This window comes from Mycobacterium kyogaense, from assembly GCF_003254575.1.
Lineage (GTDB): Bacteria > Actinomycetota > Actinomycetes > Mycobacteriales > Mycobacteriaceae > Mycobacterium > Mycobacterium kyogaense.
Map to the genome: position 1 here is coordinate 1 of NZ_QJUA01000034.1, position 23,992 is coordinate 23,992.

Annotated in this window: 28 protein-coding genes; 8 read left to right on the forward strand and 20 right to left on the reverse strand. The window is 67.3% G+C overall.

The features are described from left to right. Positions 1-402 precede the first annotated feature (402 nt). Entirely contained in the window at positions 403-1,173 is a 771-nt protein-coding gene (locus tag DMB80_RS20410) for a helix-turn-helix transcriptional regulator (RefSeq protein WP_162938644.1), read from the reverse strand. Positions 1,174-1,848: 675 nt separating this feature from the next. Between DMB80_RS20410 and DMB80_RS20415 the strand changes: the two genes are divergently transcribed. Further along, on the forward strand, positions 1,849-2,217 hold the full coding sequence (locus DMB80_RS20415; protein WP_111511541.1) for a hypothetical protein: 369 nt from the start codon (positions 1,849-1,851) through the stop codon (positions 2,215-2,217). A 97-nt stretch (positions 2,218-2,314) separates the two neighbouring features. On the opposite strand, the gene DMB80_RS20420 is transcribed toward DMB80_RS20415, so the two are convergent. Then, on the reverse strand, positions 2,315-2,908 hold the full coding sequence (locus DMB80_RS20420) for a GNAT family N-acetyltransferase (protein WP_111511542.1): 594 nt from the start codon (positions 2,906-2,908) through the stop codon (positions 2,315-2,317). After that, positions 2,905-3,348: a hypothetical protein gene (locus DMB80_RS20425; RefSeq protein WP_111511543.1), complete on the reverse strand. Its 444-nt coding sequence runs from the start codon at positions 3,346-3,348 to the stop codon at positions 2,905-2,907. Before DMB80_RS20425 ends, DMB80_RS20420 begins: the two co-directional genes overlap by 4 nt. Positions 3,349-3,373: 25 nt before the next feature. On the opposite strand from DMB80_RS20425, the gene DMB80_RS20430 reads away from it, so the two are divergent. Beyond that, positions 3,374-3,820 (forward strand): cupin domain-containing protein, encoded by a 447-nt coding sequence (locus DMB80_RS20430; RefSeq protein ID WP_111511544.1) that lies wholly within the window; start codon positions 3,374-3,376, stop codon positions 3,818-3,820. On the opposite strand, the gene DMB80_RS20435 is transcribed toward DMB80_RS20430, so the two are convergent. After that, positions 3,810-4,535, reverse strand: a complete 726-nt coding sequence (locus tag DMB80_RS20435) for a 3-keto-5-aminohexanoate cleavage protein (RefSeq protein ID WP_111511545.1) — start codon at positions 4,533-4,535, stop codon at positions 3,810-3,812. The two genes, DMB80_RS20430 and DMB80_RS20435, sit on opposite strands and share 11 nt — an antisense overlap. 186 nt (positions 4,536-4,721) lie before the next feature. Here DMB80_RS20435 and DMB80_RS20440 point away from each other — a divergent pair, with 186 nt between their 5' ends. Genes DMB80_RS20440 through DMB80_RS20450 form a run of 3 tightly spaced genes read left to right on the forward strand, consistent with a single transcriptional unit; the run spans position 4,722 to position 6,880 of the window. Beyond that, positions 4,722-5,669 (forward strand): cyclopropane mycolic acid synthase family methyltransferase, encoded by a 948-nt coding sequence (locus DMB80_RS20440; protein WP_046365987.1) that lies wholly within the window; start codon positions 4,722-4,724, stop codon positions 5,667-5,669. Positions 5,670-5,721: 52 nt separating this feature from the next. Then, complete coding sequence (locus tag DMB80_RS20445) at positions 5,722-6,618, forward strand: cyclopropane mycolic acid synthase family methyltransferase (protein ID WP_111511546.1); 897 nt, start codon at positions 5,722-5,724, stop codon at positions 6,616-6,618. Positions 6,619-6,673: 55 nt separating this feature from the next. Beyond that, positions 6,674-6,880 (forward strand): hypervirulence associated TUDOR domain-containing protein, encoded by a 207-nt coding sequence (locus tag DMB80_RS20450; RefSeq protein WP_111511547.1) that lies wholly within the window; start codon positions 6,674-6,676, stop codon positions 6,878-6,880. A gap of 69 nt (positions 6,881-6,949) precedes the next feature. On the opposite strand, the gene DMB80_RS20455 is transcribed toward DMB80_RS20450, so the two are convergent. Continuing rightward, positions 6,950-7,834 carry an amidohydrolase family protein gene (locus DMB80_RS20455; protein ID WP_111511548.1) on the reverse strand — a complete coding sequence of 295 codons (885 nt, stop codon included), beginning with the start codon at positions 7,832-7,834 and terminating at the stop codon, positions 6,950-6,952. Between the two features lie 29 nt (positions 7,835-7,863). Next, a complete protein-coding gene (locus tag DMB80_RS20460) occupies positions 7,864-9,279 on the reverse strand; it encodes an aldehyde dehydrogenase family protein (protein WP_111511549.1) in 1,416 nt (471 codons plus the stop codon). A gap of 135 nt (positions 9,280-9,414) precedes the next feature. Between DMB80_RS20460 and DMB80_RS20465 the strand changes: the two genes are divergently transcribed. Beyond that, complete coding sequence (locus DMB80_RS20465; protein WP_006241027.1) at positions 9,415-9,570, forward strand: hypothetical protein; 156 nt, start codon at positions 9,415-9,417, stop codon at positions 9,568-9,570. 59 nt (positions 9,571-9,629) lie between these two features. Beyond that, positions 9,630-10,046, forward strand: coding sequence for a hypothetical protein (locus tag DMB80_RS20470; protein ID WP_111511550.1), 417 nt, complete (start codon positions 9,630-9,632; stop codon positions 10,044-10,046). Here the strand turns inward: DMB80_RS20470 and DMB80_RS20475 are convergent. The 8 genes from DMB80_RS20475 to DMB80_RS20510 all read right to left on the reverse strand — a co-directional run bounded on the left by DMB80_RS20475 (position 10,034) and on the right by DMB80_RS20510 (position 16,630). Continuing rightward, positions 10,034-10,750: an SDR family oxidoreductase gene (locus tag DMB80_RS20475; RefSeq protein WP_111511551.1), complete on the reverse strand. Its 717-nt coding sequence runs from the start codon at positions 10,748-10,750 to the stop codon at positions 10,034-10,036. The two genes, DMB80_RS20470 and DMB80_RS20475, sit on opposite strands and share 13 nt — an antisense overlap. Continuing rightward, positions 10,743-11,699 (reverse strand): 3-oxoacyl-[acyl-carrier-protein] synthase III C-terminal domain-containing protein, encoded by a 957-nt coding sequence (locus DMB80_RS20480; protein ID WP_048423962.1) that lies wholly within the window; start codon positions 11,697-11,699, stop codon positions 10,743-10,745. The genes DMB80_RS20475 and DMB80_RS20480 overlap by 8 nt, the downstream gene beginning before the upstream one ends. Next, positions 11,696-11,944 (reverse strand): acyl carrier protein, encoded by a 249-nt coding sequence (locus DMB80_RS20485; RefSeq protein ID WP_111511552.1) that lies wholly within the window; start codon positions 11,942-11,944, stop codon positions 11,696-11,698. The genes DMB80_RS20480 and DMB80_RS20485 overlap by 4 nt, the downstream gene beginning before the upstream one ends. A gap of 12 nt (positions 11,945-11,956) precedes the next feature. Continuing rightward, positions 11,957-12,211, reverse strand: coding sequence for a biotin/lipoyl-containing protein (locus tag DMB80_RS20490; protein ID WP_046366000.1), 255 nt, complete (start codon positions 12,209-12,211; stop codon positions 11,957-11,959). Beyond that, positions 12,208-13,188, reverse strand: coding sequence for an alpha-ketoacid dehydrogenase subunit beta (locus DMB80_RS20495; RefSeq protein ID WP_111511553.1), 981 nt, complete (start codon positions 13,186-13,188; stop codon positions 12,208-12,210). The genes DMB80_RS20490 and DMB80_RS20495 overlap by 4 nt, the downstream gene beginning before the upstream one ends. Continuing rightward, entirely contained in the window at positions 13,185-14,084 is a 900-nt protein-coding gene (locus tag DMB80_RS20500) for a thiamine pyrophosphate-dependent dehydrogenase E1 component subunit alpha (RefSeq protein WP_205538803.1), read from the reverse strand. Before DMB80_RS20500 ends, DMB80_RS20495 begins: the two co-directional genes overlap by 4 nt. 185 nt (positions 14,085-14,269) lie before the next feature. Continuing rightward, positions 14,270-15,622: an ammonium transporter gene (locus DMB80_RS20505; RefSeq protein WP_111511554.1), complete on the reverse strand. Its 1,353-nt coding sequence runs from the start codon at positions 15,620-15,622 to the stop codon at positions 14,270-14,272. 162 nt (positions 15,623-15,784) lie between these two features. Then, a complete protein-coding gene (locus tag DMB80_RS20510; RefSeq protein WP_240431302.1) occupies positions 15,785-16,630 on the reverse strand; it encodes a CE1 family esterase in 846 nt (281 codons plus the stop codon). Between the two features lie 93 nt (positions 16,631-16,723). Between DMB80_RS20510 and DMB80_RS20515 the strand changes: the two genes are divergently transcribed. Next, positions 16,724-17,392: an NAD(P)H-binding protein gene (locus DMB80_RS20515; protein ID WP_111511555.1), complete on the forward strand. Its 669-nt coding sequence runs from the start codon at positions 16,724-16,726 to the stop codon at positions 17,390-17,392. Positions 17,393-17,435: 43 nt separating this feature from the next. On the opposite strand, the gene DMB80_RS20520 is transcribed toward DMB80_RS20515, so the two are convergent. From DMB80_RS20520 to DMB80_RS20545, 6 genes are read right to left on the reverse strand one after another with little or no spacing between them, the layout of a single operon-like run. Further along, positions 17,436-17,885 (reverse strand): type II toxin-antitoxin system Rv0910 family toxin, encoded by a 450-nt coding sequence (locus DMB80_RS20520; protein ID WP_111511556.1) that lies wholly within the window; start codon positions 17,883-17,885, stop codon positions 17,436-17,438. Between the two features lie 7 nt (positions 17,886-17,892). Further along, positions 17,893-18,150: an antitoxin gene (locus DMB80_RS20525; RefSeq protein WP_111511557.1), complete on the reverse strand. Its 258-nt coding sequence runs from the start codon at positions 18,148-18,150 to the stop codon at positions 17,893-17,895. A gap of 10 nt (positions 18,151-18,160) precedes the next feature. Next, a complete protein-coding gene (locus DMB80_RS20530) occupies positions 18,161-20,536 on the reverse strand; it encodes an HAD-IC family P-type ATPase (RefSeq protein WP_111511558.1) in 2,376 nt (791 codons plus the stop codon). Further along, positions 20,533-22,116, reverse strand: a complete 1,584-nt coding sequence (locus tag DMB80_RS20535) for a serine hydrolase (protein WP_111511559.1) — start codon at positions 22,114-22,116, stop codon at positions 20,533-20,535. Before DMB80_RS20535 ends, DMB80_RS20530 begins: the two co-directional genes overlap by 4 nt. Before the next feature lie 28 nt (positions 22,117-22,144). Beyond that, the gene (locus tag DMB80_RS20540; RefSeq protein WP_111511560.1) at positions 22,145-23,251 is read right to left on the reverse strand and encodes an MBL fold metallo-hydrolase; all 1,107 of its coding nucleotides are present in this window, start codon (positions 23,249-23,251) and stop codon (positions 22,145-22,147) included. After that, the gene (locus DMB80_RS20545; RefSeq protein ID WP_111511561.1) at positions 23,251-23,985 is read right to left on the reverse strand and encodes an enoyl-CoA hydratase; all 735 of its coding nucleotides are present in this window, start codon (positions 23,983-23,985) and stop codon (positions 23,251-23,253) included. Before DMB80_RS20545 ends, DMB80_RS20540 begins: the two co-directional genes overlap by 1 nt. Positions 23,986-23,992: the final 7 nt, after the last annotated feature.

The following is a 23,992-nucleotide window of genomic DNA, read 5'->3' on the forward strand; positions in this document are numbered from 1 at the left end:
CAGAAGACGCCAGACGAGTTCTAGGACGGTCTCGGGGGCTCGGAGAGGTGTATATGCGACAGGGGTGGTCCGCGGGGCGACGCTCCGCCGCCGCCTCCGGGTGGTCCCGACGGTCCCGGCGGGCGCGGCGGGCCTGCCGGACCGGGTGGGCCCGCCGGACCGGGTGGGCCTGCCGGACCGGGTGGACCGGGTGGGCCTGCCGAGCAGGCACCGCCACCGCCTCCGCCCTCCGGCGGGCCCGCCGGCCAGGCGCCTGCTCCCGCCGGCCAGGCGCCCGCTCCGAGCACACCGCCGCTGCCCGCCGAACGAGGTGCCACACCACAGGCGTGACGTCAGCCGTTGCGGTCCAACCGGTGTCGCAGGTTGGACCGCACGGCCGGCCATTCGACATCGAGGATCGGCTCAGCTACACAGGGTTTGGCGTGGAGTTCGCCCGTAGTGCTGGCGGTAGTACATCGCGAACCGACCGGTGTGGAAGAAGCCCCACTGACGGGCGACAGTACTGACTGTCGTGACTCCGCGGTTGGCGGCGACCAGGTCGAGGTGCGCATTGTGCAACCGAACGCGCCGCAGGTATTCGATCGGAGTGCAATCGCGGTGCCTGCGGAACATGTACTGCAAGGCGCGGGTGGTGACGAAGATGTGATTGGCGATGTCAGCGACCGTGATATCGGTCTGGGCGTGGTCGTCGATGTAGGCAAGGGCGCGCCGCAGCAGCGCAGGCGTGGAGTCGTGTCGGTCCTCGATGGTCGGTTCGAGCAGAGCGTTACTGGGGAAAGCGGCGATCATGGTCGCGGCGAGGTGCCGTGCGACCGAACCGACCATCAGTTGGCTGGCTGCAGCATCGGAGCTTGGCGCAACGTCATGAAAGAGGTGATGGAGCGTGTCCGCCATCAGCTTGTTGGCGACCGGTGACACCGGCATACCCCCGACAAGCTTCACAGGTTCAGGACTGCTGCCGAGCCCGGGTGCGGTCGAGGCCACGGCACCGAGCAACCCCCGGTCAACCGTCACCACATCGAAATGCCCGCGGTGAATGTCGCCAGCGATAGGCGCTTCAGCCTGCCACCCTATTGCTGTTGCCGTTCCTCTGTGACACGCGTGACCCATGCCTCCGGGGTGCGCATGGCGAAGGGAACCCGACCGCACCAGACACAACACGATGTCGCCCATCGGGTCACACTCGAAACGGCAGCGATAGCTGTGCCTGAGTTGATCGAACGCCAAAGGGCCCAACTGTGATCGCCCTGCCCAGGTATGGGGGGGTCGATCAGAGGTCGGGCCGAACGTGGTCTTCGTGTAGTTCGCGCTCACGAAGCTTTCTGCAGCGTCAAGCTCAGTCGTATCGAGGACGACGGCGCCCGCCGCAGGTGCACCACCCGGAGGATCCTCGTGATCGCCGCGTTGCAATTGAGCCGGTTCCATGGCGGACCCCCGTCCTCTCGGCGTACGTGTACTCAACCCACACTGGGCTTTCACCACGCCTGTTTCCTGATCCCACGGGCGCGAAGGGGCGACCGCAAATTCCTCCTCCTGTGCCCTGTTGACATCGCAGATGCGCCCTCGCGATGTGTAATCTGCGACCGGCCTTGACGTCTGCGCACAACGGCGTCGACTGCGGCCCGGTCGCCGTTGCGCCACGGTCTTGCACGCTTACGCTGGCGCGAATTGTCCGCTGTCCGAACATGTTTTAGCCGATCCCGGTCAGTGCGAATCGCGCATTCCGAGGCGGGTAGCCAGCGTTTCGGAGCACGGGAAACGTTCCCGCCGACGCTCTGCGCCGGGCACTGCCGCGTCACTCTCGAGCAGCCGTGACTGTTCCACTCCACAAGAGATGAGGAAAAGCAGATGATCGCAACAACGAAGTTCGTGATCGGGGCCGCGCTGAGCGGGGCGGCTCTGGCGATGACAGGCGCCGGCACCGCGGCAGCGCAACCCGCAGACGAAAGCGTCAACGTGATGGTTGACGCCGTCACGATCCAGGAGCACGCCAGTCCAGAGGACGCAGCGCAAACCGCCGCGGCCATCTGCGCCCAGAGCACTGCGCAGATCACCGCACTGGCGCGCACCGTCAACACCACTGGTGCGCCGCAAACCGTCTGCAACGTCCCCGGAGGATCTGTCGTGCTGACCAAGTACGGTCAGACCGAGGGCAACGTACCGGTCCACCCGCCGGCCGGCGCACAGCCCGCGCCTCCTCCGGCCCCCGGACGCTGACCTCACCACAGGAGCATGTCGCCTGACCTCGCGTCAGGCGACATTGCTCTTGCCGCCTCTGCCCCTCCAACCGGGCGACGGCGCAACGGCTCTCGAGCTACCGTCGGTCTAAGCGGTACCGCAGGTTGGACCGCACGGCCGGCCATTCGATGTCGAGTATCGAGTACACGACCGTGTCGCGCCGCGACCCGTCGGGCAAGACCTGGTGGCTGCGCAGGATGCCGTCGAGCTTGGCGCCCAGCCTCTCGATCGCGGCACGGCTGTCGCGATTGAGGTGATGCGTACGCAATTCGACTGCCAGACAACCTAGTTCATCGAACGCGTGGCCGAGCATCAGCAACTTGGTCTCGGTGTTGACCCCGGTGCGCCGGGCCGAGGCGACGTACCAGGTGTGGCCGATCTCCAGGCGCCGGTTCGGTGGATCGACGTTCATGTAGCTCGACGAGCCGACGATCGCCCCCGAGCGGTCCCGCACCACGAAAGTGAGCCCGGTGTGCGGGGTCTGCGCGGCCAGCCGGCCCGCCACCCACTGCGCGGCAGCCCCAGCTTTCGGCGCCGCGGTGAACCACAGCCCACCGAGCTCGCCATCGGCTGCCAGGACCTCGATGTCTGCGACATGGTCTTCTCGCAGGGGTTCCAGCGACACCCCGCTCTTGCCTGTCAGCAGGACCGGTTCGACGAACCCGCTCACCTTCGGGCACCGGCGATTCCGGCCGAGCGCCAACCCGAGACCATCGTCCAGATCGAGAGCACCACCGCTGCGGCGGCCACCCCGCCGGCGATGTAGAGGCCGTAGGCAGCCGTCACCGGCGGGTACACATACAACCGGTAGAACCACACTGCGAGCACCACCAGGACCACCGAAATCCCCAGCGCCGCAGTTGAAGCCATGCGCACCGAGACACCGCGCGCCGCCATGGCGCCTGCCACCACCAACGTCGACGACAACAACACGATCAGCTGTCCGACGCCGAATCCGGGGGGCGGCACCGGCATGGCGCCGGCGACGCCACCGATGCCGTTGGCGCGTCCTCCGCCCCCGGCCGATGAACGCAGCCACGGCAGCCAGGCGCTCACCGCCACCACCAGCGCGCACACTGCCACCAGCCAGCCGGGACGGGCGCGAGACATGGGCAAAGACTACTAGGGTGAGCCGATGAGCGATCTCCCCGAATGGGCGCGTCGGCTGAACCTTTCTCCGCACCCTGAGGGCGGCTGGTTCACCGAGACGTGGCGCAGCGAGCTCACGGTGCCCGAGTCGGCACTGCCACCGGACTACACGGGCAGCCGCAACGCCGGCACCGCAATCCTGTTCCTCCTCATGCCCGGTCAGCAGTCGGCGTGGCACACCGTGCGCAGCGCGGAATTGTGGCTCTTCCACTTCGGCGGTCCCCTGCTGCTCGACGTCGGCGCCAGCCAGGACGGCGCCACGACCCACGTGCTCGGCACCGACATCCTCGGCGGTGAGCACCCTCAGTTCGTCGTCCCGCCCGGACACTGGCAGCGCGCCCGCCCCCAGAGCGAGGAACCCTGCCTGGTCAGCTGTGTCGTCGTCCCCGGGTTCGACTTCGCCGACTTCGCGCTCGGGGCACCTACCGACTGAGCAGCTCGACCGCGGCCGCGACCAGCGAGGCATTGCCGTCGGCGAGCGAACCATCAGGCAGCCGCAGCGTGTCCTCCAAACCGATCCGGGTCTGCAGACCATGTGCCCCGGCATGCTGCAGCAGGGGCCAGCAACTCTCGTCCAGTCCGTGCAGCAGCACGGGGGCCGGCGACTGCGCCTCGGCAACCACTTCCAGCACCTCGTCCGCCGTCGCGACGTCGCCGTCGGCGCCCAGCTCGACCATCACCCGCAGACAGTGCGCGGCCAGATCAGAGGCTGCCCACGCCCGGGCCGCCTCGGTGTGGAAGACCCCCGCCTCCACGCCGATACCACGGGACAGCAGCAGCTCGGCAAGCTCCTCAGACCCCGGCTCGTGCCAGTTGACCGACGCGAAATCGGGTAGCACCGACCACTTTTCGATCGCTCCTCGACGCTGCTCGGCGTCCGGCAGCGCCCAGAAGCCCGTCGTCACCCCCAGCGGCAACCCGGGGAGCGCCTCCCGGACGGCTACCACCGCTGCCGCCACATTGGCGGCCAGCAGCGAATCCACGCCGCGGTCGTCCTTGGGGTGGAGGTGCACCGCCCGCGCGCCCGCGCCGTGAGCGGCCACCGCTTCGGCCGCCAACTGATCCGGGCTGACCGGCAACGCGGAGTGTTCCTCCGGGGTACGCACTCCGTTGATGCACGCCTTCAGATAGAACGCCTGTTCGTCCACGGCACCATCTTGACGCTTCCCCGACCATGTGACAGTTTTCGGATCCGCACTCTCCGCACGCCGCCTGTCGATGGGCGGTGGGGAAAGGTATGGTCGGCGAAGCCAGTTTCTGGCGGCCGCGCGGGTCAGCAGCGTACCCGCGCCGCGCGCCGCAGGTGAATCTAGAACTCAGATGAGGATGGGCGAATGTCGAACACCGAAACCGATCAGCCGCAGGGCACAGCCCAGTCGAAGTGGCTGTCGAAGTCTGCGTCGGAGACCCGCGGCTCGGACAAACAAGAGGTGCAGTTCCACTACGACATCTCCAATGAGTTCTTCCGGCTCTGGCAGGACCCCAACCAGGTCTACAGCTGCGCCTACTTCGAGAAGGACGACTACACCCTCGAGCAGGCCCAGATGGCGAAGATCGACCTGTCGCTGGGCAAGCTCGGCCTCAAGCCCGGAATGACGCTGCTCGACATCGGCTGCGGCTGGGGCGCGACGATCATGCGGGCAGTGGAGAAGTACGACGTCAACGTCATCGGCCTGACGCTGTCGGAGAACCAGAAGGAACACATCGAGAACCACTGGTTTGCCAACTCCACCAGCGAGCGCAGCATGGAGGTGCGCCTGCAGCCCTGGGAGGAGTTCGAGGGTCAGGTCGACCGGATCGTGTCAATCGGCGCGTTCGAGCACTTCGGCTTCAACAAATACGACGACTACTTCAAGAAGACGTACAGCTGGATGCCCGACGACGGCGTCATGATGCTGCACACGATCATCATCCCCGAGGATGAGGAGATCAAGGCCAAGGGACTGCCCCTGACCATGTCCAAGGTGCGGTTCATCAAGTTCATCATGGATTACATCTATCCCGGTGGCCGCTTGCCGCTGGCGTCGATGGTGCGCGACCACGCTGTCAAGGCCGGCTTCACGATCACCCGCGAGCAGCACCTGCAGCCGCACTACGTGAAGACCCTCGACACGTGGGCGTCGAACCTGGAGAACAAGAAGGACGAGGCCATCGAGATCACCTCCGAGGAGATCTACGAGCGGTTCCTCAAGTATTTGCAGGGCTGCGCCGACCTGTTCCGGGACGGCTACACCGACGTCGCGCAGTTCACCTGTGAAAAGCAGGCATTGACGTCTGTGTAGTAATTTGAGCAGATTCGCCATCGGTGCGGATGAATTGGAGGTCGGTCGGGGAATGGGTAAGGGCGCAGCAGGACGGTCCGACTCGAACAAGGACATGACGCCCCACTTCGAAGAGGTGCAGGCGCACTACGATCTCTCCGACGACTTCTTCGGTCTGTTCCAGGATCCGTCTCGGACCTACAGCTGTGCGTACTACGAGCGTGACGACATGACGCTCGAAGAGGCCCAGATGGCCAAGATCGACCTCGCGCTGGGCAAGCTGAACCTCGAGCCGGGCATGACACTGCTCGACATCGGCTGCGGCTGGGGTTCGGTGCTGCAGCGGGCCGTCGAAAAGCACGACGTCAACGTGGTCGGGCTGACCTTGAGCCGCAACCAGTGCAAGTTCGCGCAGGAACTGCTCGACGGTCTCGACACCGACCGCTCACGGCGAATTCTGCTGCGCGGCTGGGAACAGTTCGACGAGCCCGTCGACCGGATCATCAGCATCGAGGCGATCGAGGCGTTCCCGCAGGAGCGCTACGAACCGTTCTTCAAGATGTGCAGCAGTGTCCTGCCCGAGGGCGGCCGCATGCTCCTGCAGGCCATCCTCGGCCATCCGCTGAAAAAGTGGCCGGAGCTGGGCATCCCGATCACGATGACCGACCTGAAGTTCATGCGGTTCATCGCCAAAGAGATCTTCCCCGGCGGATCGGTGCCCGGCGAGGAGAACATCGTCGAGTTGTCCAGCCAGGCCGGGTTCACCCTCGAAAAGACGCAGTTCCTCAACGCCGACTATGTGCGCACGCTCGACACCTGGGCCGAGGCGCTCGAGGCCCATCACGACGAGGCGGTCGCTGCGACCTCCGAAGAGGTGTACCAGCGCTACATGAAGTACCTCGTCGGCTGCAGCGACTTCTTCAACCGCGGCGTCAGCGAACTGGGGCAGTTCACGCTCGTCAAGAACTGACCACCGTCACCCTTCGGTCAGGTCTGCGCGGCCGCGAGCCGGGTACTCGCCGCCTATGAGCGAATTCAAAAAGGGCGACAAGGTCACCTGGGAAAGCCACGGCAACACCGTCAAGGGCACCGTCGAGGAGAAGATCACCTCAGACACCGAGGCGGCAGGACGGACGGTCCGTGCGTCCAAGGACGACCCGCAGTATCGGGTGGTCAGCGACAAGAGCGGCAATGACGCCGTCCACAAGCCGGACTCGCTGAAGAAGTCCTGACAGTCGCGCGAGCAGACGCGAACTCGAGTGAGTTGGGCCGCGATCACTCGAGTTCGCGTCTGCTCGCCGTCATGAGGTGACCCCCAGGACCCGCAACGCGTTCTGCTTGTAGATCAGCGGCAGCACCGCGGGATCGACGTCGAGGGTGTCGAAGTCGCGGCGCCACCGGTCGAGCTGCAGATACGGGTAATCCGTCCCGAACAGAGCCTTGGTGCGCAACTGCCGGCTGAGCGCATGCACCAACTGCGGCGGGAAGTACTTCGGGCTCCATCCCGAGAGATCGACGTAGACGTTCGGCTTGTGCGTGGCGATCGAGATCTGCGCATCGACCCACGGCACCGCAGGATGGGCCATCACGATCGTCAGCTCCGGGAAGTCGGCGGCGACATCGTCGAGCAGCATCGGATCGCTGTAGCGCAGCTTGATGCCATACCCGCCCGGCAGCCCAGATCCCATCCCCGTCTGCCCGGTGTGGAACAGCGCGGGCACACCGGCATCGGCGATCGCGTGATAGATCGGGTAGTACGCACGGTCGTTCGGCTCGAACGCCTGCATGCTGGGATGGAACTTGAAGCCCTTGACGCCGAAGTCACGCACCAGCTCATGGACCCGATGTACCGCGTGCCGACCCTGGTGGGGGTCCACGCTTGCGAACGGGATCAGCACGTCGTTGTTGCGCTCGGCCCCCAGCACCAGATCCTCGATCGAATTGGGCGCATGCCGCATCCCGTGCCGAGCATCGATGGTGAACACGACGGCAGCGGTGTTGTGGCGGCGGTACTGGTCGGCAATCGCGTCCACGCTGGCGACGATCCCCGGTGCCATCTTGAAGTACTTCGCCGTCGCCTCGATGAGCACGTCGTCATAGGCGCGATGGCCATGTCCGTCGATCTCGACGTGGGTGTGGATGTCGATCGCCTCGATGCGGTCGAAATCGATGGCGTAGGTGTACATTTCGCTTCCTCCGCGGCCGGATCGCCGGTTCAGGCCGACGTCACGGCCTTGATCTCGAGGTACTCGTGGAAGCCGAACCGGCCCCATTCGCGGCCGTTGCCACTGCGCTTGTATCCGCCGAACGGCGCCTCGATGTCGAAAGCGTGATTGATCGCCACCGATCCCGCGCGGATGCGCTTGGCCACGGCCCGGGCCTGCGCGGGGTCAGCGCCTGCCACGTAGCCGGCCAGCCCGTAGTCGGTGTCGTTGGCGATTTCGATCGCGTGGTCGAGATCGTCGTAGCCGAGGATGCACAGGACGGGTCCGAAGATCTCCTCGCGCGCGATGGTCATGTCGTTGGTGACGTCGGCGAACACCGTCGGCCGCACGTAGTAGCCGGTGTCGAGACCGTCGGGCCGACCGAGCCCGCCGGCCACCAGCGTGGCCCCTTCGTCGATGCCCCGGGCGATCAGACCCTGGATCTTCTCGTACTGCGCCTTCGACGCCACCGGCCCGATGGCTTTCTTGTCTGCCGGGTCGCCCACACGCACGGCCTGCGCCGAATCCCGGGCCGCCTCCACCGCCTCGGCCATCCGAGCAGCCGGCACGATCATCCGCGACGGCGCGTTGCAGCTCTGACCGCTGTTCAGCATCATCGCCGTCGTGCCGACGGCGACACTCCTGGCGAATCGGTCGTCGTCGAGCACGATGTTCGGGCTCTTGCCACCGAGCTCCTGCGTCACCCGCTTGACCGTCGCGGCGGCGTTCCTCGCGACGTCGACGCCGGCGCGAGTCGACCCGGTGAACGAGACCATGTCGATGTCGTCATGCGCGGACAGCGCAGCACCCACTCCGGGACCGTCACCGTAGACCAGGTTGTAGACACCCGCGGGAACTCCTGCGGCAGCGACGATCTCGGTGAAGATCTGAGCGGAGAAGGGCGCCACCTCCGAGGGTTTGAGCACCATCGTGGCGCCGACGGCCAGCGCGGGGAACACCTTGCAGGCGATCTGGTTGAGCGGCCAGTTCCACGGCGTGATCAGACCGCACACCCCGATCGGTTCACGCACCACCTGTGTGCTGCCCTGCTGCTCGTCGAAAGCGAAGGTCTTCAGCGTCTCGATCGCCGAAAGCAGATGGCCCATCCCGAGGTTGACCTGAGTGCCTCCTGCCAGGGCCGGCGGCGCCCCCATCTCTTCGTGCACCGCGTCGGCAAGGTCGCTGCTGCGTGAGCGGTATTCGGCCAGGATCGACGACAGCAACTCGAGGCGCTCGTCACGGCTGGTCTGCGACCACCCGGCGAACGCGCGCCGAGCGGCCTGGACAGCGAGGTCCACATCGGCGGAGGAGCCGAGAGCGATGCGGCCCGCAACCTTCTCGGTGGACGGATTCTCGACGTCGAGGGTGTTCGGCCGCAGCGGGGGCACCCACTCACCGTCGATGTAGAACTGGAGATATTCGCGCATGACCCCACTTTTCCTCACCGGGTCCGAGTGCGGGCGCCTTCTGCGCATGGATTCGTGGGGTTTGGTTTTGACGGAACTGGTAATTCCTCTGACGCAATTATGACGTGAACGTGTCCTTCGAAGATCGGATTGATCATGATCGTGCTCGGCATCATCCTTCTGTTGATCGGCTATTTCACCAGCCTGTCGATCCTCTACACGATCGGCGCGATCCTCGTGGTCGTCGGAGTGGTGCTGTGGATTCTCGGCGCCGTGGGCCGTCCCGTCGGCGGGCGAAAAGTCTGGTTCTAGCGGGCCGACACATGCCGCCAAAGCCCACGGGCTTTGGCGGCATGCGGCATCGTTGATCCATGACCCCTCAAGTCCCCAGTCCGAAAGAGCTCAGAGCGGCCGCGCAGGCGGCGGCAGACGCGGCCCAGACGGTCGCCTCGACCGCCATGCGACTCCCGCCCGCCTCCATCCAACTCGCGGCCGAGATGCCCGACCTGATCGAGAATCTCGCCGCAGCTACCGCGAGACTCAATGCGGTGATCGACCGCACCGAACGCTATCTGGCGCTGGCCGACCCGATGCTGCGCACCCTCGATGCCCTCCTGCCCCAACTCGAAGCGCTGGTGGCCACCGGCAACGACGTCTACCGCACGGTGTCGACGATGCCCGGGGTGTCCACGCTGGGCCGGTTCACCAACCGCGGCGCCACGGAGCCGCCCCGTGAGGAGAAGCCGCCGCGGAGGCGATCCTCACGCGACAAGCCTCACCCCACGTAGATGGTCTCGCCGGTCGACGGAGGCGCGTCGATCGCCGCGACGATCGCACCGGCGAACTCTGCCACTGTCGGCAGAGGGCCCGCTTCCCGTCGGGCCGCCACCCCGTCCGGGTCGAGACGGTGCAGCATCCGCACCGCCACCGACCCTTCCAGCAGATCCCCTGACACCACGACGAACGTGACGCCGCGGGCGGCGAATTCGTCCTGCAGCGCACGCAGCGCCACCTCGCCGGCGTGCTTGCTCTCCGCCACGTCGGCATAGCCGTCGATCGGAACCGGTCGACGGCCGAAGAAGTGAGCGGGATGACTGGTGACGAACACGATCAGTCCCCCGGCCGGCATGCAGGCCAGCGCCCGCCGCGCCACCGCCACCTGAGCGTCACGGTTGAGCCGCAGCGCGTATTCGGCGTCCGCATGCCGCTCGAGACCGCCAGAAGCGTTGAGCACCAACACCTTCAGCACCCCCAACCGCGAGATTTCGTCGAACATCGTGCTCACGGCGTCCTCGTCGCACAGATCCGCCTGCACCGCCGTCGCTCCCGCACCGGACTCACGCACCGCCGCGACGACCTCAGCGGCCCGGCGCTCCTTCTCCCGGTAGTTGACGACGACGTGCCGGCCCGGACGCGCCACCCCGACGGCCACGCCGGCACCGACTCCGCGCGACGCGCCGGTCACGACCACGACGTCGGGACGATCACCCATCGATGTCGAGGGCTGCGCCGGTATCGGCGTCGCTGAGGTCGTAGTCGACCATGACGCCTCCCCACGCCTCGCCGGCGCCGTAGGCAACCAGCAGCGCGCGACCCTCAGTGGGGATGGTTCCCTGCCGCAACGATTCACCGAGCGCCAGCGGGATCGACGCCGCCGAGGTGTTGCCGAAGTTCTCGACGCAGTCCACGAACACGGCGTTCCCGATGTCGGCTTCGTCACGGACTCGCTGCAAGATACGGGAATTGGCCTGGTGACCGATCACGATCGAGGGCTCGACATCGCCGTCCTGCAGGATCTTCGCCGTCTCGGTCATGGTCCGGACAGCGCGATGGTAGACGCGGATGCCGTCGAGTTGAATGCCCTGACCCACCTGCCCACGCATGAGATCCGCACCGGCGCCGTCGGATCCGGCGTGCCAGCGATGCTTGCGGAACGCCGGCCTCGGGGCGATCAGCACCGCACCCGCCCCGTCGCCGAACAACGGACCCGTGTTGCGGTCGGTCTTGTCCAGCATCCGCGACATCGCCTCGACGCAGCAGACGATCACCGCCGAGCCGTCGCCACCGTCGCACAGAGTCAAGCCGTTGATCAGACCGTAGATGAATCCGCTACAGGCCGCGGACATGTCGAAAGCCAGGATGTCGTGCGGCAATCCGGCCTTCGTGGCCACGCGCTGCGCGATACCGGGCACGGCGCCGCCGGCCGAACTGCTCACCACCACCAGCGCGGCGATCCGGATGTCCCGGTGCCGGGCGACCAGCGGCGCGCACACACGCGCCGCGACATCGTCGAGCGCCTCGTCGTCGTCCATCCACCACCGCGCGGCGACGCCGGTGCGCCGACGGATCCACTCGTCGGTGAGCCCGATGGCGTCGAAGAATGCGTTCGGGACGTGCTCACCCGTTGTGGCCGTGACGATATCGACGATGCCGGCGTTCACGGTGTGCCGATCAGTCCCAGGAAGTAGGCCTTGATGTCGGCGGGGCTGACGCACTCGTCGAGCTTCTCGAGATCGGCCTCGACGCTGAACTCCTTCTCCAGGAGCTCGGTCAGCTCGGCGACGTCGAGCGAATCCAGGTCGAGATCCCAGACCGCCGTGCCGAAGTCGTCGACGCCGGCGTCAGGAGATCGACGTCGGACGATTTTGAGCATGATGGTGTTCATTCGTTCTTCGATGGATGACATCGCTTCGACCTTTCACCGTCGCTCGTCGATTTTGTACAACACTGATCCTGACGTGGTGATCGACCGGGCATCGACCACTATTTCGACCACCGTGCCGGCTCTTTCGGCCATCAGATCCACACTGCTCTTGTCCGTTTCGAGAACGGCGACCACATCGCCGCGCTCCACGGAATCACCGACGGAGACCAGCCACTCCACCACCAGCGCGTCGGTCAGCCCGTGACCGAAGTCCGGGACGTGGATGTCGACCGTCGAATCTTCGCTCACCGGCACATCTCTTCCATCATGCGGACGACGGCCGGTTGGTCCACCAGATGGTCGGCCTCGAAGTCCGCGGGGGGATAGATGTGGCGCGGCGGCGCCAACCGCCGAACCGGGGCGGTCAGGTCGGCCCAGCCTCGCTCACTCACCGTGGCCGCCAATTCTGCTCCCACACCGCAGAATTCGACGGCTTCGTGCACGATCAGCAGCCGGCCGGTGCGCGCCACGGAGGTAAGCACCGTGTCGACATCCATCGGCGCGATCCAGCGCAGGTCGATGACCTCGACATCGACGCTGCCGGCCAGGTCGTCGGCCGCGGCCAGGACCTCTTCGAGCACCGCGCCCCAACCGGCCACCGTGATGTCCGACCCGGACCGCACCACGCGTGCACCGAGAGCCGACAGCGCGTGCGCATCAGATCGGGCCTGCCGCCGACGATGCCAGTACAGGCGTTTGGGTTCGAAGAAGATCACCGGCGCCCCGAGATGGCACGCGTACTCGAGCATCGCCGCGGCATCCTCGGGCGATGACGGATAGGCGACATGGAGGCCCGGCGTGTGGGCGAACAGCGCCTCGGGGGATTCACTGTGGTGCTCGACCGCGCGGATACCACCGCCGACGGGAACCCGCACCACCAGATGCAGGTCGAGGTCGCCGTTCCAGCGCGTGATCATCTTCGCGGCCTGGGTGACGATCTGATTCATCGCCAGGTACACGAAGCCGTCGAACTGTATCTCGCAGATCGGTTTCAGCCCTGCGATCGACATCCCGATCGCTTGGCCGACGATGGACGACTCCGCGAGCACGGCGTCGCGCACGCGGTCCACACCGAAGCGACCCTGCAAGCCTCGCGTCACCCGGAACACCCCGCCCAGGCGTCCGATGTCCTGCCCGATCAACACGATCGAGCTGTCGCGGTCCATCATTTCGGACAGCGTGCCGTTGAGCGATTCGGCCAGGCAGCTGGGCCGCGCGGTGGTCATCGACCGAACGCCTCCACCATCGCACGGCTGTGCGCTTCGATGTCGCGGTCGATCTCGGCGAGCCACAGGTCGTCCACGACGCCGGCGGACAGCAGCCTGTCGCGGTACCGCTGCACCGGATCGTTGGCTGCCGCTGTGGCCAACTCGTGTTCGTCACGGTAGAGCGTGTGGGCGTCAGAGCTGCTGTGCCCAGCCGTTCTGGTGGTGCGCAGTTCGATCAGCCCGGGCGTGCCGGTGGTCTCGACGTGCTCGCGTGCACCGACACAGTGGAGGTAGGCGAGTTCGGGATCCTCGGTAGGCACCGACCATGATGTGATGCCGAAGCCGCGGGCCCGCTCGGCGATACTGGTCCGCATCTGTTCGTGGCTCGGTTTGGAGATGGCCCACCCGTTGTTCTGCACGACGAACAGGACCGGAACCTGTTCCACCGCAGCGAGGTTCATGGCTTCTGACACATCCCCCTCGCTGGTTGCGCCGTCGCCGAGGTAGACGACCACCATCTCGGAGAGGCTCTGCAGCCGGCGGGCGATCGCGAAGCCGACCGCGTGCAGGGTCTGTGCCGCCACCACCAGGGTGTAGGGAAAGAAGCGGTGCCGATGGGGATTCCACCCGCAGAAGGTCTTGCCGGCCCATTGCGCCACCAGCCCGACACCGTCGATGCCACGCACGATTGCCACGGCGTGTTCCCGGTAGCTGGGAAAGATGGTGGTGGCCTCACCGATGGCCATCGCCGAGGCGACCTGCGCTGCTTCCTGGCCGCGGCACGACAACCACAGATCGACCCGACCCTGATTCTGCAGACGGACCGCTTCCGCGTCCACGCCGCGTGCGACCAGCATGTGGCGCAACATCGCGCGGCTGGTCTGTACATCCACAGACGTTGCCAGATCGGTCAATTCAGCACGTTCCTGTCGGCGTCAACGACTACGACCTACCCAATGGCATCCCGGTGACCAGCCCCGGATGCGTGAGAGATGCAGTTGACGCAACGCTGTGACTGACCTACGGAACAAGTTCTTAGCCACTGTAACTTACCGCACCGTTGAATACAGCGGGTGCACTAATTCACAGCATCGGGAGGTCAGTCCGGCTGCGGCGCCTGTTCTCCGGAACTGGCGGGGCGTGACGGAGCCGTGTTCCCCGTCGGACCCCCGGCACCGAACAGGCCCGTTCGCGGCGGGGCGCTCTGTCCATGTCCGTGACCGTGAACGCCTTCTGCATAGGCGGTTTCGGCGTGCTGGGAGAAGTCCACACCGGACACCTCGTCCTCGGCGCTGATGCGGAAACCGATGACCCTGTCGACAATTTTGGCCAGCAGGAACGACGCGGCGAACGCATAACCCGCGACGACCACGACCGCGACCGCCTGCTTACCGAGCTGACCGAAGCCGCCACCGTAGAACAGACCGCTCGCCCCGCCCGTCATCGTGGACGACGCGAGGAGACCGATCAGCAGGACCCCGACCACGCCGCCGACGAAGTGCACCCCGACCACGTCGAGGGAATCGTCGTAGCCGAAGCGGAACTTGAGGCCGATGGCGAAAGCGCAGACCACGCCGGCGGCCACACCCACCAGCGCGGCACCGAATGTGGTGACGGTCCCGCACGACGGCGTGATCGCGACCAGGCCGGCCACCACTCCGGACGCTGCGCCAAACGTCGTCGGCTTGCCGTCGCGAACCTGTTCGACCGTGAGCCAGCCGAGCATGCCCAGGCACCCTGCCACCAGTGTGTTCAGGAAGATGGCCGCGGCGGTCCCGTTCGCAGCCAGCGCCGAGCCGGCGTTGAATCCGAACCACCCGAACCACAGCAGTCCGACGCCGAGCAGGACGAACGGCAGATTGTGCGGTCGCATCGCTTCCTTCTTGAATCCGATGCGCGGTCCCAGCACCAGCGCCAGCGCCAACGCCGAAGCGCCCGAGACGATCTCGACGACCAGACCGCCGGCGTAATCCAGCACACCCCAGCGCATCATCCAGCCGTCCGGTGCCCATACCCAATGTGCGACAACGGAGTACACCACGATCACCCACAGCGGCACGAAGGCCACCCAGGCCATGAACTTGGCGCGGTCGGCGATCGCACCGCTGACCAGCGCCGCAGTGATGATCGCGAACGTCAGCTGGAACGTCACGAACAGCAGTTCGGGAACCTGCCCGTGCACGCTGTCCGGGGTGATGCCACTGAGCCCCACATGCGCCAGGCTCCCGATCGCTCCGCCGGCGCGGCTGTCCGAGAACGCGAGGCTGTAGCCGGCGAGCAACCACGCCACCGTGACCAACGGAATCGCGATGAAGCTCATCATGATCATGTTCAGCACGCCGGTGGTGCGGACCATCCCGCCGTAGAAGATCGCCAGGCCCGGCGTCATGAGAAGCACCAGGGCGGTGCTGGCCAACAACCAGGCGGTCGCTGCGGGGTCGATCTGATTCACGTGCGCACTCCTTCGGGCGGTCCCGCACGAGAATGTCGGCCCCGCGTTTCCACCACGAGGCGATCATGTTTCCGACATGTTTCGCAGGACCCACCGTCCTGCCGCCCTGCCGCCCTCCTATCGAACAGAGCGGACAGCGCCTGGTGTGCGGACGCCGCTGAGTCAGCGGCCGTGCGCGGCGAAGAAGTCCGCGCTCGCCTGGCTGGCGTCGAACCCGAATCCGGTCGGCCAGACGTGGCCACCACCGCCGAGGATCACGAACTCGACCGCGGTGCCGTCGGCGCAACCCGTCGCCGACGAGCGACCCGGGCTGTCGACCGGGGGCGGGCAGCCGTCGATGGCGCGCCAGCGGTTGACGAGCTCGGGAGCCGAGACGATGACGCTCGGTCCGCCGCGACCGACCATGGGGCCGCCGCCGAAGGGCACCACCGGATCGGCGTCACCGTGCACGGCGAGCACCGACACCGGTCGCGACGGCGCGCACGGGACCGTTGCGCCCAGCGTGCCCGCGACTGACACCACGGCCGCGACCAGATCCGCGCGGTCGCAGGCCAGCCGCTGCGCCATGAAGCCGCCGGCCGACATGCCGGTGACGAACACCCGGCCCGGGCTGACCCCGTACTCGTTGGTGAGCTGGGTGATCAGCGTGGAGAGGAAGCCGACGTCGTCGACGCCCTGCCGCTCGGGAACCGAGCCGCCGCGTCCGTCCGCCCAGCTCATGTCGACGCCGTCGGGGTAGGCGACGACGAATCCGTAACGGTCGGCGACCGCGTCGTAGTTTGTGAACGTCTCCTGGTCGCGACCGGTCTGGCCGGCACCGTGCAGGTTGATCACCAGGCCCGTCACGGCGCCGGGCGGTACGTGCACCGAGTAGGTGCGCTGCAGGCCGCCGACCTGGAGCAGGCCCTGAGCCGGGTCCGGGGCGGCACCGGCCGGCACGGCTGACGCGACGACGGTGACCACCGCAGCGGCCAGCGCGGTCAAGACACGGGCGACTCTTGCGGGCACGGGCGCCAGTATTGACCCAACGGTTTCGGCCGAAACACGCCGGGGCACGGTGGTAGACACGGGGTCAGTGTCCCCGACCGAGAGGAACAGACGGTGAACGTTGTCATCGCAGGTGGTCACGGCAAGATCGCTCTCATCACGGAACGGCTGCTCGCTGCGCGGGGGGACGCGGTCGTCGGACTGATCCGCAACCCCGACCACGCCGCCGATCTCGAGGCCGCCGGCGCCAGGCCCGTCGTCATCGACCTCGAGAAGGCGACGGTCGACGAGGTCGCCGGCCACCTCGCCGGCGCGGACGCCGTGGTGTTCGCCGCCGGCGCGGGCCCCGGCAGCGGGGCCGCCCGCAAGCAGACCGTGGACCGGGATGCAGCGATTCTGCTGGCCGATGCCGCCGAGGCGGCGGGCGTACGGCGCTACGTGATGATCTCAGCCATGGGCGCCGACGTCGACACCCCCGACGACGCGGCCGACGAGGTCTTCGTCGCCTATCTGCGCGCCAAAGGTGCTGCCGATGACGACATCCGCTCGCGCACAGGACTTTCGGCAACCATCGTGCGCCCGGGACACCTCACCGATGACAAGCCCACCGGCCGGGTCACCATCGCCGAGCACACGGGCCGGGGAAGCATCGCCCGCGCCGATGTCGCAGCTGTGATCGTCGACGTGCTCCACGACCCGCAGACCGAGGGCCGCACGTTCGAGCTGATCGCCGGGGACACCCCGATTTCCTCGGCGCGAGGAGACGCGAACTCGAGCACTTAGAGCCCCGAACAGCTCGAGTTCGCGTCTGCTCGCCGGAAGACGATCAGGCCGGCGCGAACACGGCCTTGAAGCGGTTCAGCGACTCCTCGATGTCACTGCGCAGCGCACTGGCGACGACCATGCCGATCGGACCGAACAGCGCCGGCCCGCCCAGGTGGACGTCGAACTGCACATTCGACCCGTCGGGGGAAGTGGTGGCGGAAGGCCGCACCTTGCCGATCAGCTTCACCTTCACTCCCCCGCGACCGACGCCGTTCAGCGTCATCGCCTCCGGCGGCTTGAAGTGCACGACAGTCCAATTGATGCGGTTGAGCATGCCCTTGACCTCGACGATCGAGTCGAGGGTCGTGCCCTTGTCGATGGTGTCGGGCAGCGGCGAGCGCCACACCCGGTGAATGGAGAGCCACTCCTTGTAGCGGGACAGATCCGAGGCGCTCTCCCAAGCCTTTTCGGGCGGTAGCGGCACGTCGACGGAAACCGAGAGCTTGGCCATCGGCGCGTTACGAGATCGGAGGGGCCGTCGGCGGTTCCTGCTGCGGCGGTACCGGCGGCTTGACCGCGTCGGGTTGACCGGGCGTGCCGGGCTGCCCCGTCTGATCGGAGACGGCCTTCCTCGCGGCCTCCTGCACCTTGTCGACAGTCGACGTGTACTTGCCCTGCGTCTTCTTGTCGACGAGGTCACCGGCCTTGTCGATCACGGTGTCCACTTTGTCGGCGTTCTTGGAAAGAAGATCTTTCGCCTTGTCCAAAAATCCCATGCGCCCGACTTTACCGTTCTGGCGAACGCCACAGCCTGCGGGTTTCGCCGAGGACCCTGCCCTGCACCCACCAGATCACCTCGACCGCGGCCGCCCCGACCAGCCCGATGGCCAGCGCGGTCGACGTGGTCGTCAGGTTCGTCGGGTCGAGCAGGAACAGCTTCCAGGCCGCCGGCAGGCTGAAGATCAGCACGTAGGCCAAGGCGGACACGGCGACCAACGCCACCCGCCACCATTCGTAGGGCCGGGCCACCACGGCCAGCACCCACAGCGCCGACACCAGCAGCGTGATGAGCGCCGCGGTCGAGGCCTGCGTCTGCTCGACCGCAGTGGCGGCCCGCCCCTGATAGGCCAGCAGATACGACACAAACGTGGCGATCCCGACCACCAGGCCCGAGGGCAATGCCGCGGTCATCACCCGGCGGACGAACCCGGTGTGCGCGCGTTCGGCGTTGGGCGCCAGCGACAGGATGAACGCCGGCACCCCGATCGTGAACCAGGCCGCGATCGTGACGTGGATCGGCTGGAACGGGAACAGGAGCGGATCGGTGCCGAAGATCTTGGCCGACAGGCCGGCCACACCCACGAGCACCGCGAGCAGCACCGAGTAGACGGTCTTGGTCAGGAACAGGTTGGAGACCCGTTCGATGTTGCCGATCACCCGACGGCCCTCCCCCACCACGTAGGGCAGGGTGGCGAACTTGTTGTCCAGCAACACGATCTGCGCCACCGCGCGAGATGCCGAGCTTCCGGACCCCATCGCGACGCCGATATCGGCGTCCTTGAGCGCCAGCACGTCGTTGACTCCGTCGCCCGTCATCGCGACGGTGTGCCCCCGCGACTGCAGCGCACGCACCATCGCCCGCTTCTGGTCAGGCCGCACCCTGCCGAACGTCGTGCACTCCTCCAGCGTGTCGGCCAGGCGGTCGTCCTCGGTGGGCAGTCGGCGCGCGTCCATCGTCTCGCCCGCCAAACCCAGGGAGGACGCCACCGCGCCCACCGACACCGCGTTGTCCCCGGAGATCACCTTGACCGAGACCCGTTGGGAGGCAAAGTAGTCGAGGGTGTCGCGGGCATCGGGCCGAACGCGCTGCTCCAGCACCACCAGCGCGGCCGGGGTCACCGAACCCGGTGCCTGCGGATCGTCGACCGGCACGTCACTGGAGCCCAGCAGCAGCACGCGCAGACCCTGGGCACCGATCTGCTCGGCCTGCGCGGCCGCCGGCGACGCCGGGTCGAGCAGCACGTCCGGCGCCCCGATGACCCAGTTCCCGTGCTCGCCGTACGACGCGCCGCTCCACTTGGTGGCCGACTTGAACGGCGCGGTCGCGGTGGCCCGCCAACCGGGCGGCATGCGGTAGGCCTCGGCGATGGCAGCCATGCTGGCGTTGGGCCTGGCGTCGTCGGCGGCGAACTGGGCCAGCACCTCGGTGACCTCGCTACCGTCCAGCGGCTCGACCTCGCTGACCCGCATGCCGTTCTCGGTGAGCGTGCCCGTCTTGTCCGCGCACACCACGTCCACCCGGGCCAGGCCTTCGATGGCGGGCAGCTCGTTGACCAGACACTGCCGCCGCCCCAAGCGGACAACGCCGACGGCGAATGCGATCGACGTCATCAACACCAGGCCCTCCGGCACCATCGGCACCAGCGCACCGACCATGCGCAGCACGGATTCCTGCCAGCCCGCATCGGTGGTGAACAACTGGGTGTAGATGATCAGCGCGCCGGCCGGCACCAACAGATAGGTGATGAACTGCAGGATCTTGTTGATGCCGCTCCGCAGTTCGGACTTCACCAGCGTGAACTTGCTGGCCTCCTCGGCGAGCTTGGCGGCGTACGCCTCCCGCCCCACCTTGGTGGCGCGGTAGACGCCGCTGCCGGCCACCACGAAGCTGCCCGACATCACGTGCTCACCGGGGTGTTTGGCGATCGCATCGGCTTCACCGGTCAGCAGCGATTCGTCGATCTCGAGGTTCGCCGCCTCGACGACGTCACCGTCGACGATGATCTGGTCGCCAGGACCGAGTTCGATCAGATCGTCGAGGACCACCTCGCTCGGCGGGAGCGGCGCCGTGCCGGAAAGCCTCCGCACCAAGGGTTTCGCCTGCCCGACGATCGCGAGCTTGTCCAGGGTGCGCTTGGCCCGAAGCTCCTGGATGATGCCGATCCCGCTGTTGGCAATGATCAGCAGGCCGAAGGCACCGTTGATCACCGACCCCGTCGACAGCACGATGACCAACAGCACACCGAGGATCGCATTGATGCGGGTGAACACGTTGCCGCGGATGATCTCCGAGACGCTGCGCGCGGCGCGGGTCGGCACGTCGTTGGTCTTGCCCGCGGCGATGCGCTGGGCGACCTCGGCATCGGACAGACCTGTGGTCACCGGGTGAACACTCCCTTGCCCTCGGCGTTGTAGTAGTCGAGCGTCAGACGCGGACCGTCGAACGTCGCCGACGCCACCGTGCCCGGTGGCGCGTTCTCGGTGATGAAGTCGTAGGCGAATGTGTTGCCGTTCCAATGCCGCAGCGGCACATCGAGGTTCGCTCCGATCCGGAGTCTCAGCGCGCCGTCGGCTTCGGTCACGGTGGCCGGACCCCAGAAGTCGTTCCGATAGGTCCCCAGATAATTCGCCAGCGGAGCAGGCGGCGCGGGGTCGGCGGGGGGCTGCTTGCCGGACAGAGATCCCGTCGGGGCGTCGATCTTCTCGAATGCCTTCGCATACAGGCTGCGCCAGTCCTGCCTGATCTCGCCGAACTGCACCAGGTCGGCGAACTCGGCGGTCAGCGTCTCGGGCACCCCGGTCGGCGTCGCGTTGGTGAGCGCGACGATCGCCACATCGGCCGACGGGAGGATCAGGATGTTCGTGCCCGCGCCCAGTTCGAACGCGCCGGAGTGGCTCAGCTCGGTGCGCGCCGCCGACGTGGTCCCCACGTTGAAGCCGAACCCGTAGAAGCCCGTGCGCATCGCCGGCTCGGTGGCCGGGCTGGACACCGACTGGGGGGTCAGCGCGGGGAGCAGCGCCGCCGGGTCGATCACCTGCCGGCCCTCGTAGGTCCCGTTACCCAGCACCATCGCCAGCCAGTGCGTCATGTCGGTCACCGAGGCGCTGGCCCCGCCGGCGGGAGCTTGGGCGTCGGCGTCGCGGACGAACTGCGGCCGGTAGGTGCCGTCGATGCGGATGTGGCCGATCGCGCGATCGGGACGGCGGGCGTAGTCGGCGAAGCGGTAGCTGGCCGTCGTCATGCCGAGCGGACGGAACAGCACATCGGTGGCGAGGTCTTCCCACGGCTTGGTCGCGGCTGCCGCTGCCGCCTCGGCACCCGCGGTGAATCCGAAGTTGGTGTAGGCGTACGAGATTCGGAACGGGTCGAGCGGATAGTCGCGCAGTTTCTCCAAGACCTGCCTGCGGTCGTTGCCCAGATCCTCGAGCAGGTCGCCGGCATGGTCGGGCAGCCCGGAGCGGTGCGACATCATGTCGCCGATCGAGACCATCGAGGTGACGGCCGGATCGGCGAGCTCGAACCACGGCAGCTTCGACACGATCGGGGTGTTCCAGTCGACGGTCTTGACTCCGACCTCGTGGGCCACCACCGAGGCCGACAGTGATTTCGACACGGACGCCAGCTGGAACACGGTGTCCGGTCCGACGGCGTTCTCCGAGCCGTCGGGGCGGGTCAGATCTTTCCTGCCGAAACCCTTCGCGTACACGGTCTTTCCACCGTGAACCACGGCGACGGCCATCCCGGGAATGCGCGAGGACGTCATCAACTCCTCGGCGAGCTCGTCGAGCTCGGCCACCGCGCCCTCGACCGCGCCCTCGGGCAGCGGCATCGCCGGCACCAACGGCGGGGGTGTGTCGGCGCTCTGACTCGGGGGCGACGCCGTCGTCGTCGGATTCGACGAGGGTCCGGCGCCGCAGCCGGCGGCCAGCAGGGACAGCACGGCGAGCACGGCCAGCTTCATGATCGAAACGGTAACCCGCGGCGGTCCGCTAGAACCGCCACCACGGATCGAAGTCCGACTCGCCGTCCACCCGGCCGCCGGGGATGGGCACCGCGATCCGCACGCCTTCGGCGTCGGCGGCCACCACCAGCCGCTCCGCCGGTTCGGCCCACGGATGCGGCGCCAACCGGAACGTCGCCCAGTGGATCGGCATCATCAACCCGCCCTCGGTCATGTCGAGGTGCGCGCGCACCGCGTCCTCGGGGTTCATGTGGATGTCCGAGAACGCGGGGTGATACGCGCCGATCGGAAGCAGCGTCAGGTCGAACGGCCCGAACTCGGCGCCGATCTCGGCGAAACTCTTGGTGTATCCGGTGTCACCGCCGAAGAACGCGCGATGCTTCGGCCCCATGACGACCCACGACGCCCACAGCGTGGTGTCGCGGGTGAAGAGCCGGCCGGAGAAATGCCGGGCCGGCGTGCAGACCAGCGTCAGATCCCCGATGCGGTGGGATTCGTGCCAGTCGAGTTCGACGATGCGGCTCTCCGGAATGCCCCACTTGCGCAGATGCGCGCCGATGCCCAACGGCACCAGGAACGGCGCCCGCTGGCTGTGGGTGAGCGCGATGACGGTGTCGATGTCGAGATGGTCGTAGTGGTCGTGGCTGATGACGATCGCGTCCACCGCGGGCAACGCTTCGATCAGCAGCGGCACCTCGTGCATGCGCTCGGGACCGACGGCACGCGACGGCGAACACCGCCGACTCCAGACGGGGTCGGCCAACACGCGGTAGCCGTCCACCTCGATCAGCGAGCTGGAGTGGCCGTACCAGCTCGCGGCGGCCGTCTGGGCCTCCGGATGCACCGCCGGCGGGACGGCGATCGGGATCGGCCCCGGCGGCTTACCCGAGGAGCCGGCGTTGGCCAGATCGCGCAGCAGGGTGCGCTGCGCCTGCCGGTCCATCGTCATACCCGACGGGGGCTCCAGGTTGACGAACTTGCCGTCGCGGTACTGCGGCGAGCGCCGGGCCACCGGAGCGATCTCGGCGGGCGTGGCGCCCAACGATGCCGAGGTGCCCTGCAGCGCCCGCAGCACCCAACCGGCACCCAGCAGAGAGGCTGTCCCGAACCCGAAGCGCAGCGCCGCGGCGAACATCAGGCGCCCAGGAATTTCGGCGCGCGCTTCTCGATGCGGGCCACCTGCGCCTCGATGATGTCGTGGCTTTTCCACGCCTTGTCGAACAGCTCCTGGTGCGTGGGCCACGGATCCTCGTAGGCGCCGTCGTCATTGAGCACCCGCTTGGCGTGCTGAAGGGCCAGCGGCGCGTAACCGGCGATCTCCTGCGCCCAGGCCTGCGCGTCGGCCAGCGTGCCGATGCGGTTGGCCATCCCGGTCTGCAGCGCCGCCTCCGAGGTGAGCCGCTCGGCGGCCAGCAGCATGCCGCGTGCCCGGCCGGCACCGACGAGTGAGGTCAGCCGCCGGATGCTCCAGTTGTCCAGCGCGATGCCGTACTTGGCGACCGGGAACTGGAAGTAGGCCTCCGGCGCCACCACCCGCAGATCGCAGATCATCGACAGGATCACCCCGGCGCCGATCGCCGGGCCGTTGACCGCGCCGATCACGGGCACCGGCGCCCGGTCGATCGCCAGATTGAGGGCCCGCGCCTTGTCGGGCAGCTCATCGGCGACGCCCTGGCCACCCGACAGATCGGCGCCCGAGCTGAAGACGTGCCCGCCTCCGGTGAGCACGATCGCGCGGACGTCCTCGGTGCCGGCTTTCTCGATCGCCTCGCGCAGACCGTCGACGAGTTCGGAGTTCAGGGCGTTGCGCCGCTCCGGACGCTGCATCTCGAGAGTCAGCACATGGCCGTCACGGGTGGCTTCAATCATGGGCCCA

What these genes read in the sequence shown, in the direction of transcription:
- DMB80_RS20450 (WP_111511547.1), top strand. Translation starts at nt 6,674, where the DNA reads ATGAGCGAATTCAAAAAGGGCGACAAGGTCACCTGGGAAAGCCACGGC.
- DMB80_RS20415 (WP_111511541.1), top strand. Translation starts at nt 1,849, where the DNA reads ATGATCGCAACAACGAAGTTCGTGATCGGGGCCGCGCTGAGCGGGGCG.
- DMB80_RS20540 (WP_111511560.1), bottom strand. Translation starts at nt 23,251, where the DNA reads ATGTTCGCCGCGGCGCTGCGCTTCGGGTTCGGGACAGCCTCTCTGCTG.
- DMB80_RS20440 (WP_046365987.1), top strand. Translation starts at nt 4,722, where the DNA reads ATGTCGAACACCGAAACCGATCAGCCGCAGGGCACAGCCCAGTCGAAG.
- DMB80_RS20465 (WP_006241027.1), top strand. Translation starts at nt 9,415, where the DNA reads ATGATCGTGCTCGGCATCATCCTTCTGTTGATCGGCTATTTCACCAGC.
- DMB80_RS20455 (WP_111511548.1), bottom strand. Translation starts at nt 7,834, where the DNA reads ATGTACACCTACGCCATCGATTTCGACCGCATCGAGGCGATCGACATC.
- DMB80_RS20545 (WP_111511561.1), bottom strand. Translation starts at nt 23,985, where the DNA reads ATGATTGAAGCCACCCGTGACGGCCATGTGCTGACTCTCGAGATGCAG.
- DMB80_RS20470 (WP_111511550.1), top strand. Translation starts at nt 9,630, where the DNA reads ATGACCCCTCAAGTCCCCAGTCCGAAAGAGCTCAGAGCGGCCGCGCAG.
- DMB80_RS20460 (WP_111511549.1), bottom strand. Translation starts at nt 9,279, where the DNA reads ATGCGCGAATATCTCCAGTTCTACATCGACGGTGAGTGGGTGCCCCCG.
- DMB80_RS20525 (WP_111511557.1), bottom strand. Translation starts at nt 18,150, where the DNA reads ATGGGATTTTTGGACAAGGCGAAAGATCTTCTTTCCAAGAACGCCGAC.
- DMB80_RS20445 (WP_111511546.1), top strand. Translation starts at nt 5,722, where the DNA reads ATGGGTAAGGGCGCAGCAGGACGGTCCGACTCGAACAAGGACATGACG.
- DMB80_RS20425 (WP_111511543.1), bottom strand. Translation starts at nt 3,348, where the DNA reads ATGTCTCGCGCCCGTCCCGGCTGGCTGGTGGCAGTGTGCGCGCTGGTG.
- DMB80_RS20410 (WP_162938644.1), bottom strand. Translation starts at nt 1,173, where the DNA reads ATGGGCGACATCGTGTTGTGTCTGGTGCGGTCGGGTTCCCTTCGCCAT.
- DMB80_RS20430 (WP_111511544.1), top strand. Translation starts at nt 3,374, where the DNA reads ATGAGCGATCTCCCCGAATGGGCGCGTCGGCTGAACCTTTCTCCGCAC.
- DMB80_RS20535 (WP_111511559.1), bottom strand. Translation starts at nt 22,116, where the DNA reads ATGAAGCTGGCCGTGCTCGCCGTGCTGTCCCTGCTGGCCGCCGGCTGC.
- DMB80_RS20520 (WP_111511556.1), bottom strand. Translation starts at nt 17,885, where the DNA reads ATGGCCAAGCTCTCGGTTTCCGTCGACGTGCCGCTACCGCCCGAAAAG.
- DMB80_RS20495 (WP_111511553.1), bottom strand. Translation starts at nt 13,188, where the DNA reads ATGACCACCGCGCGGCCCAGCTGCCTGGCCGAATCGCTCAACGGCACG.
- DMB80_RS20485 (WP_111511552.1), bottom strand. Translation starts at nt 11,944, where the DNA reads ATGTCATCCATCGAAGAACGAATGAACACCATCATGCTCAAAATCGTC.
- DMB80_RS20475 (WP_111511551.1), bottom strand. Translation starts at nt 10,750, where the DNA reads ATGGGTGATCGTCCCGACGTCGTGGTCGTGACCGGCGCGTCGCGCGGA.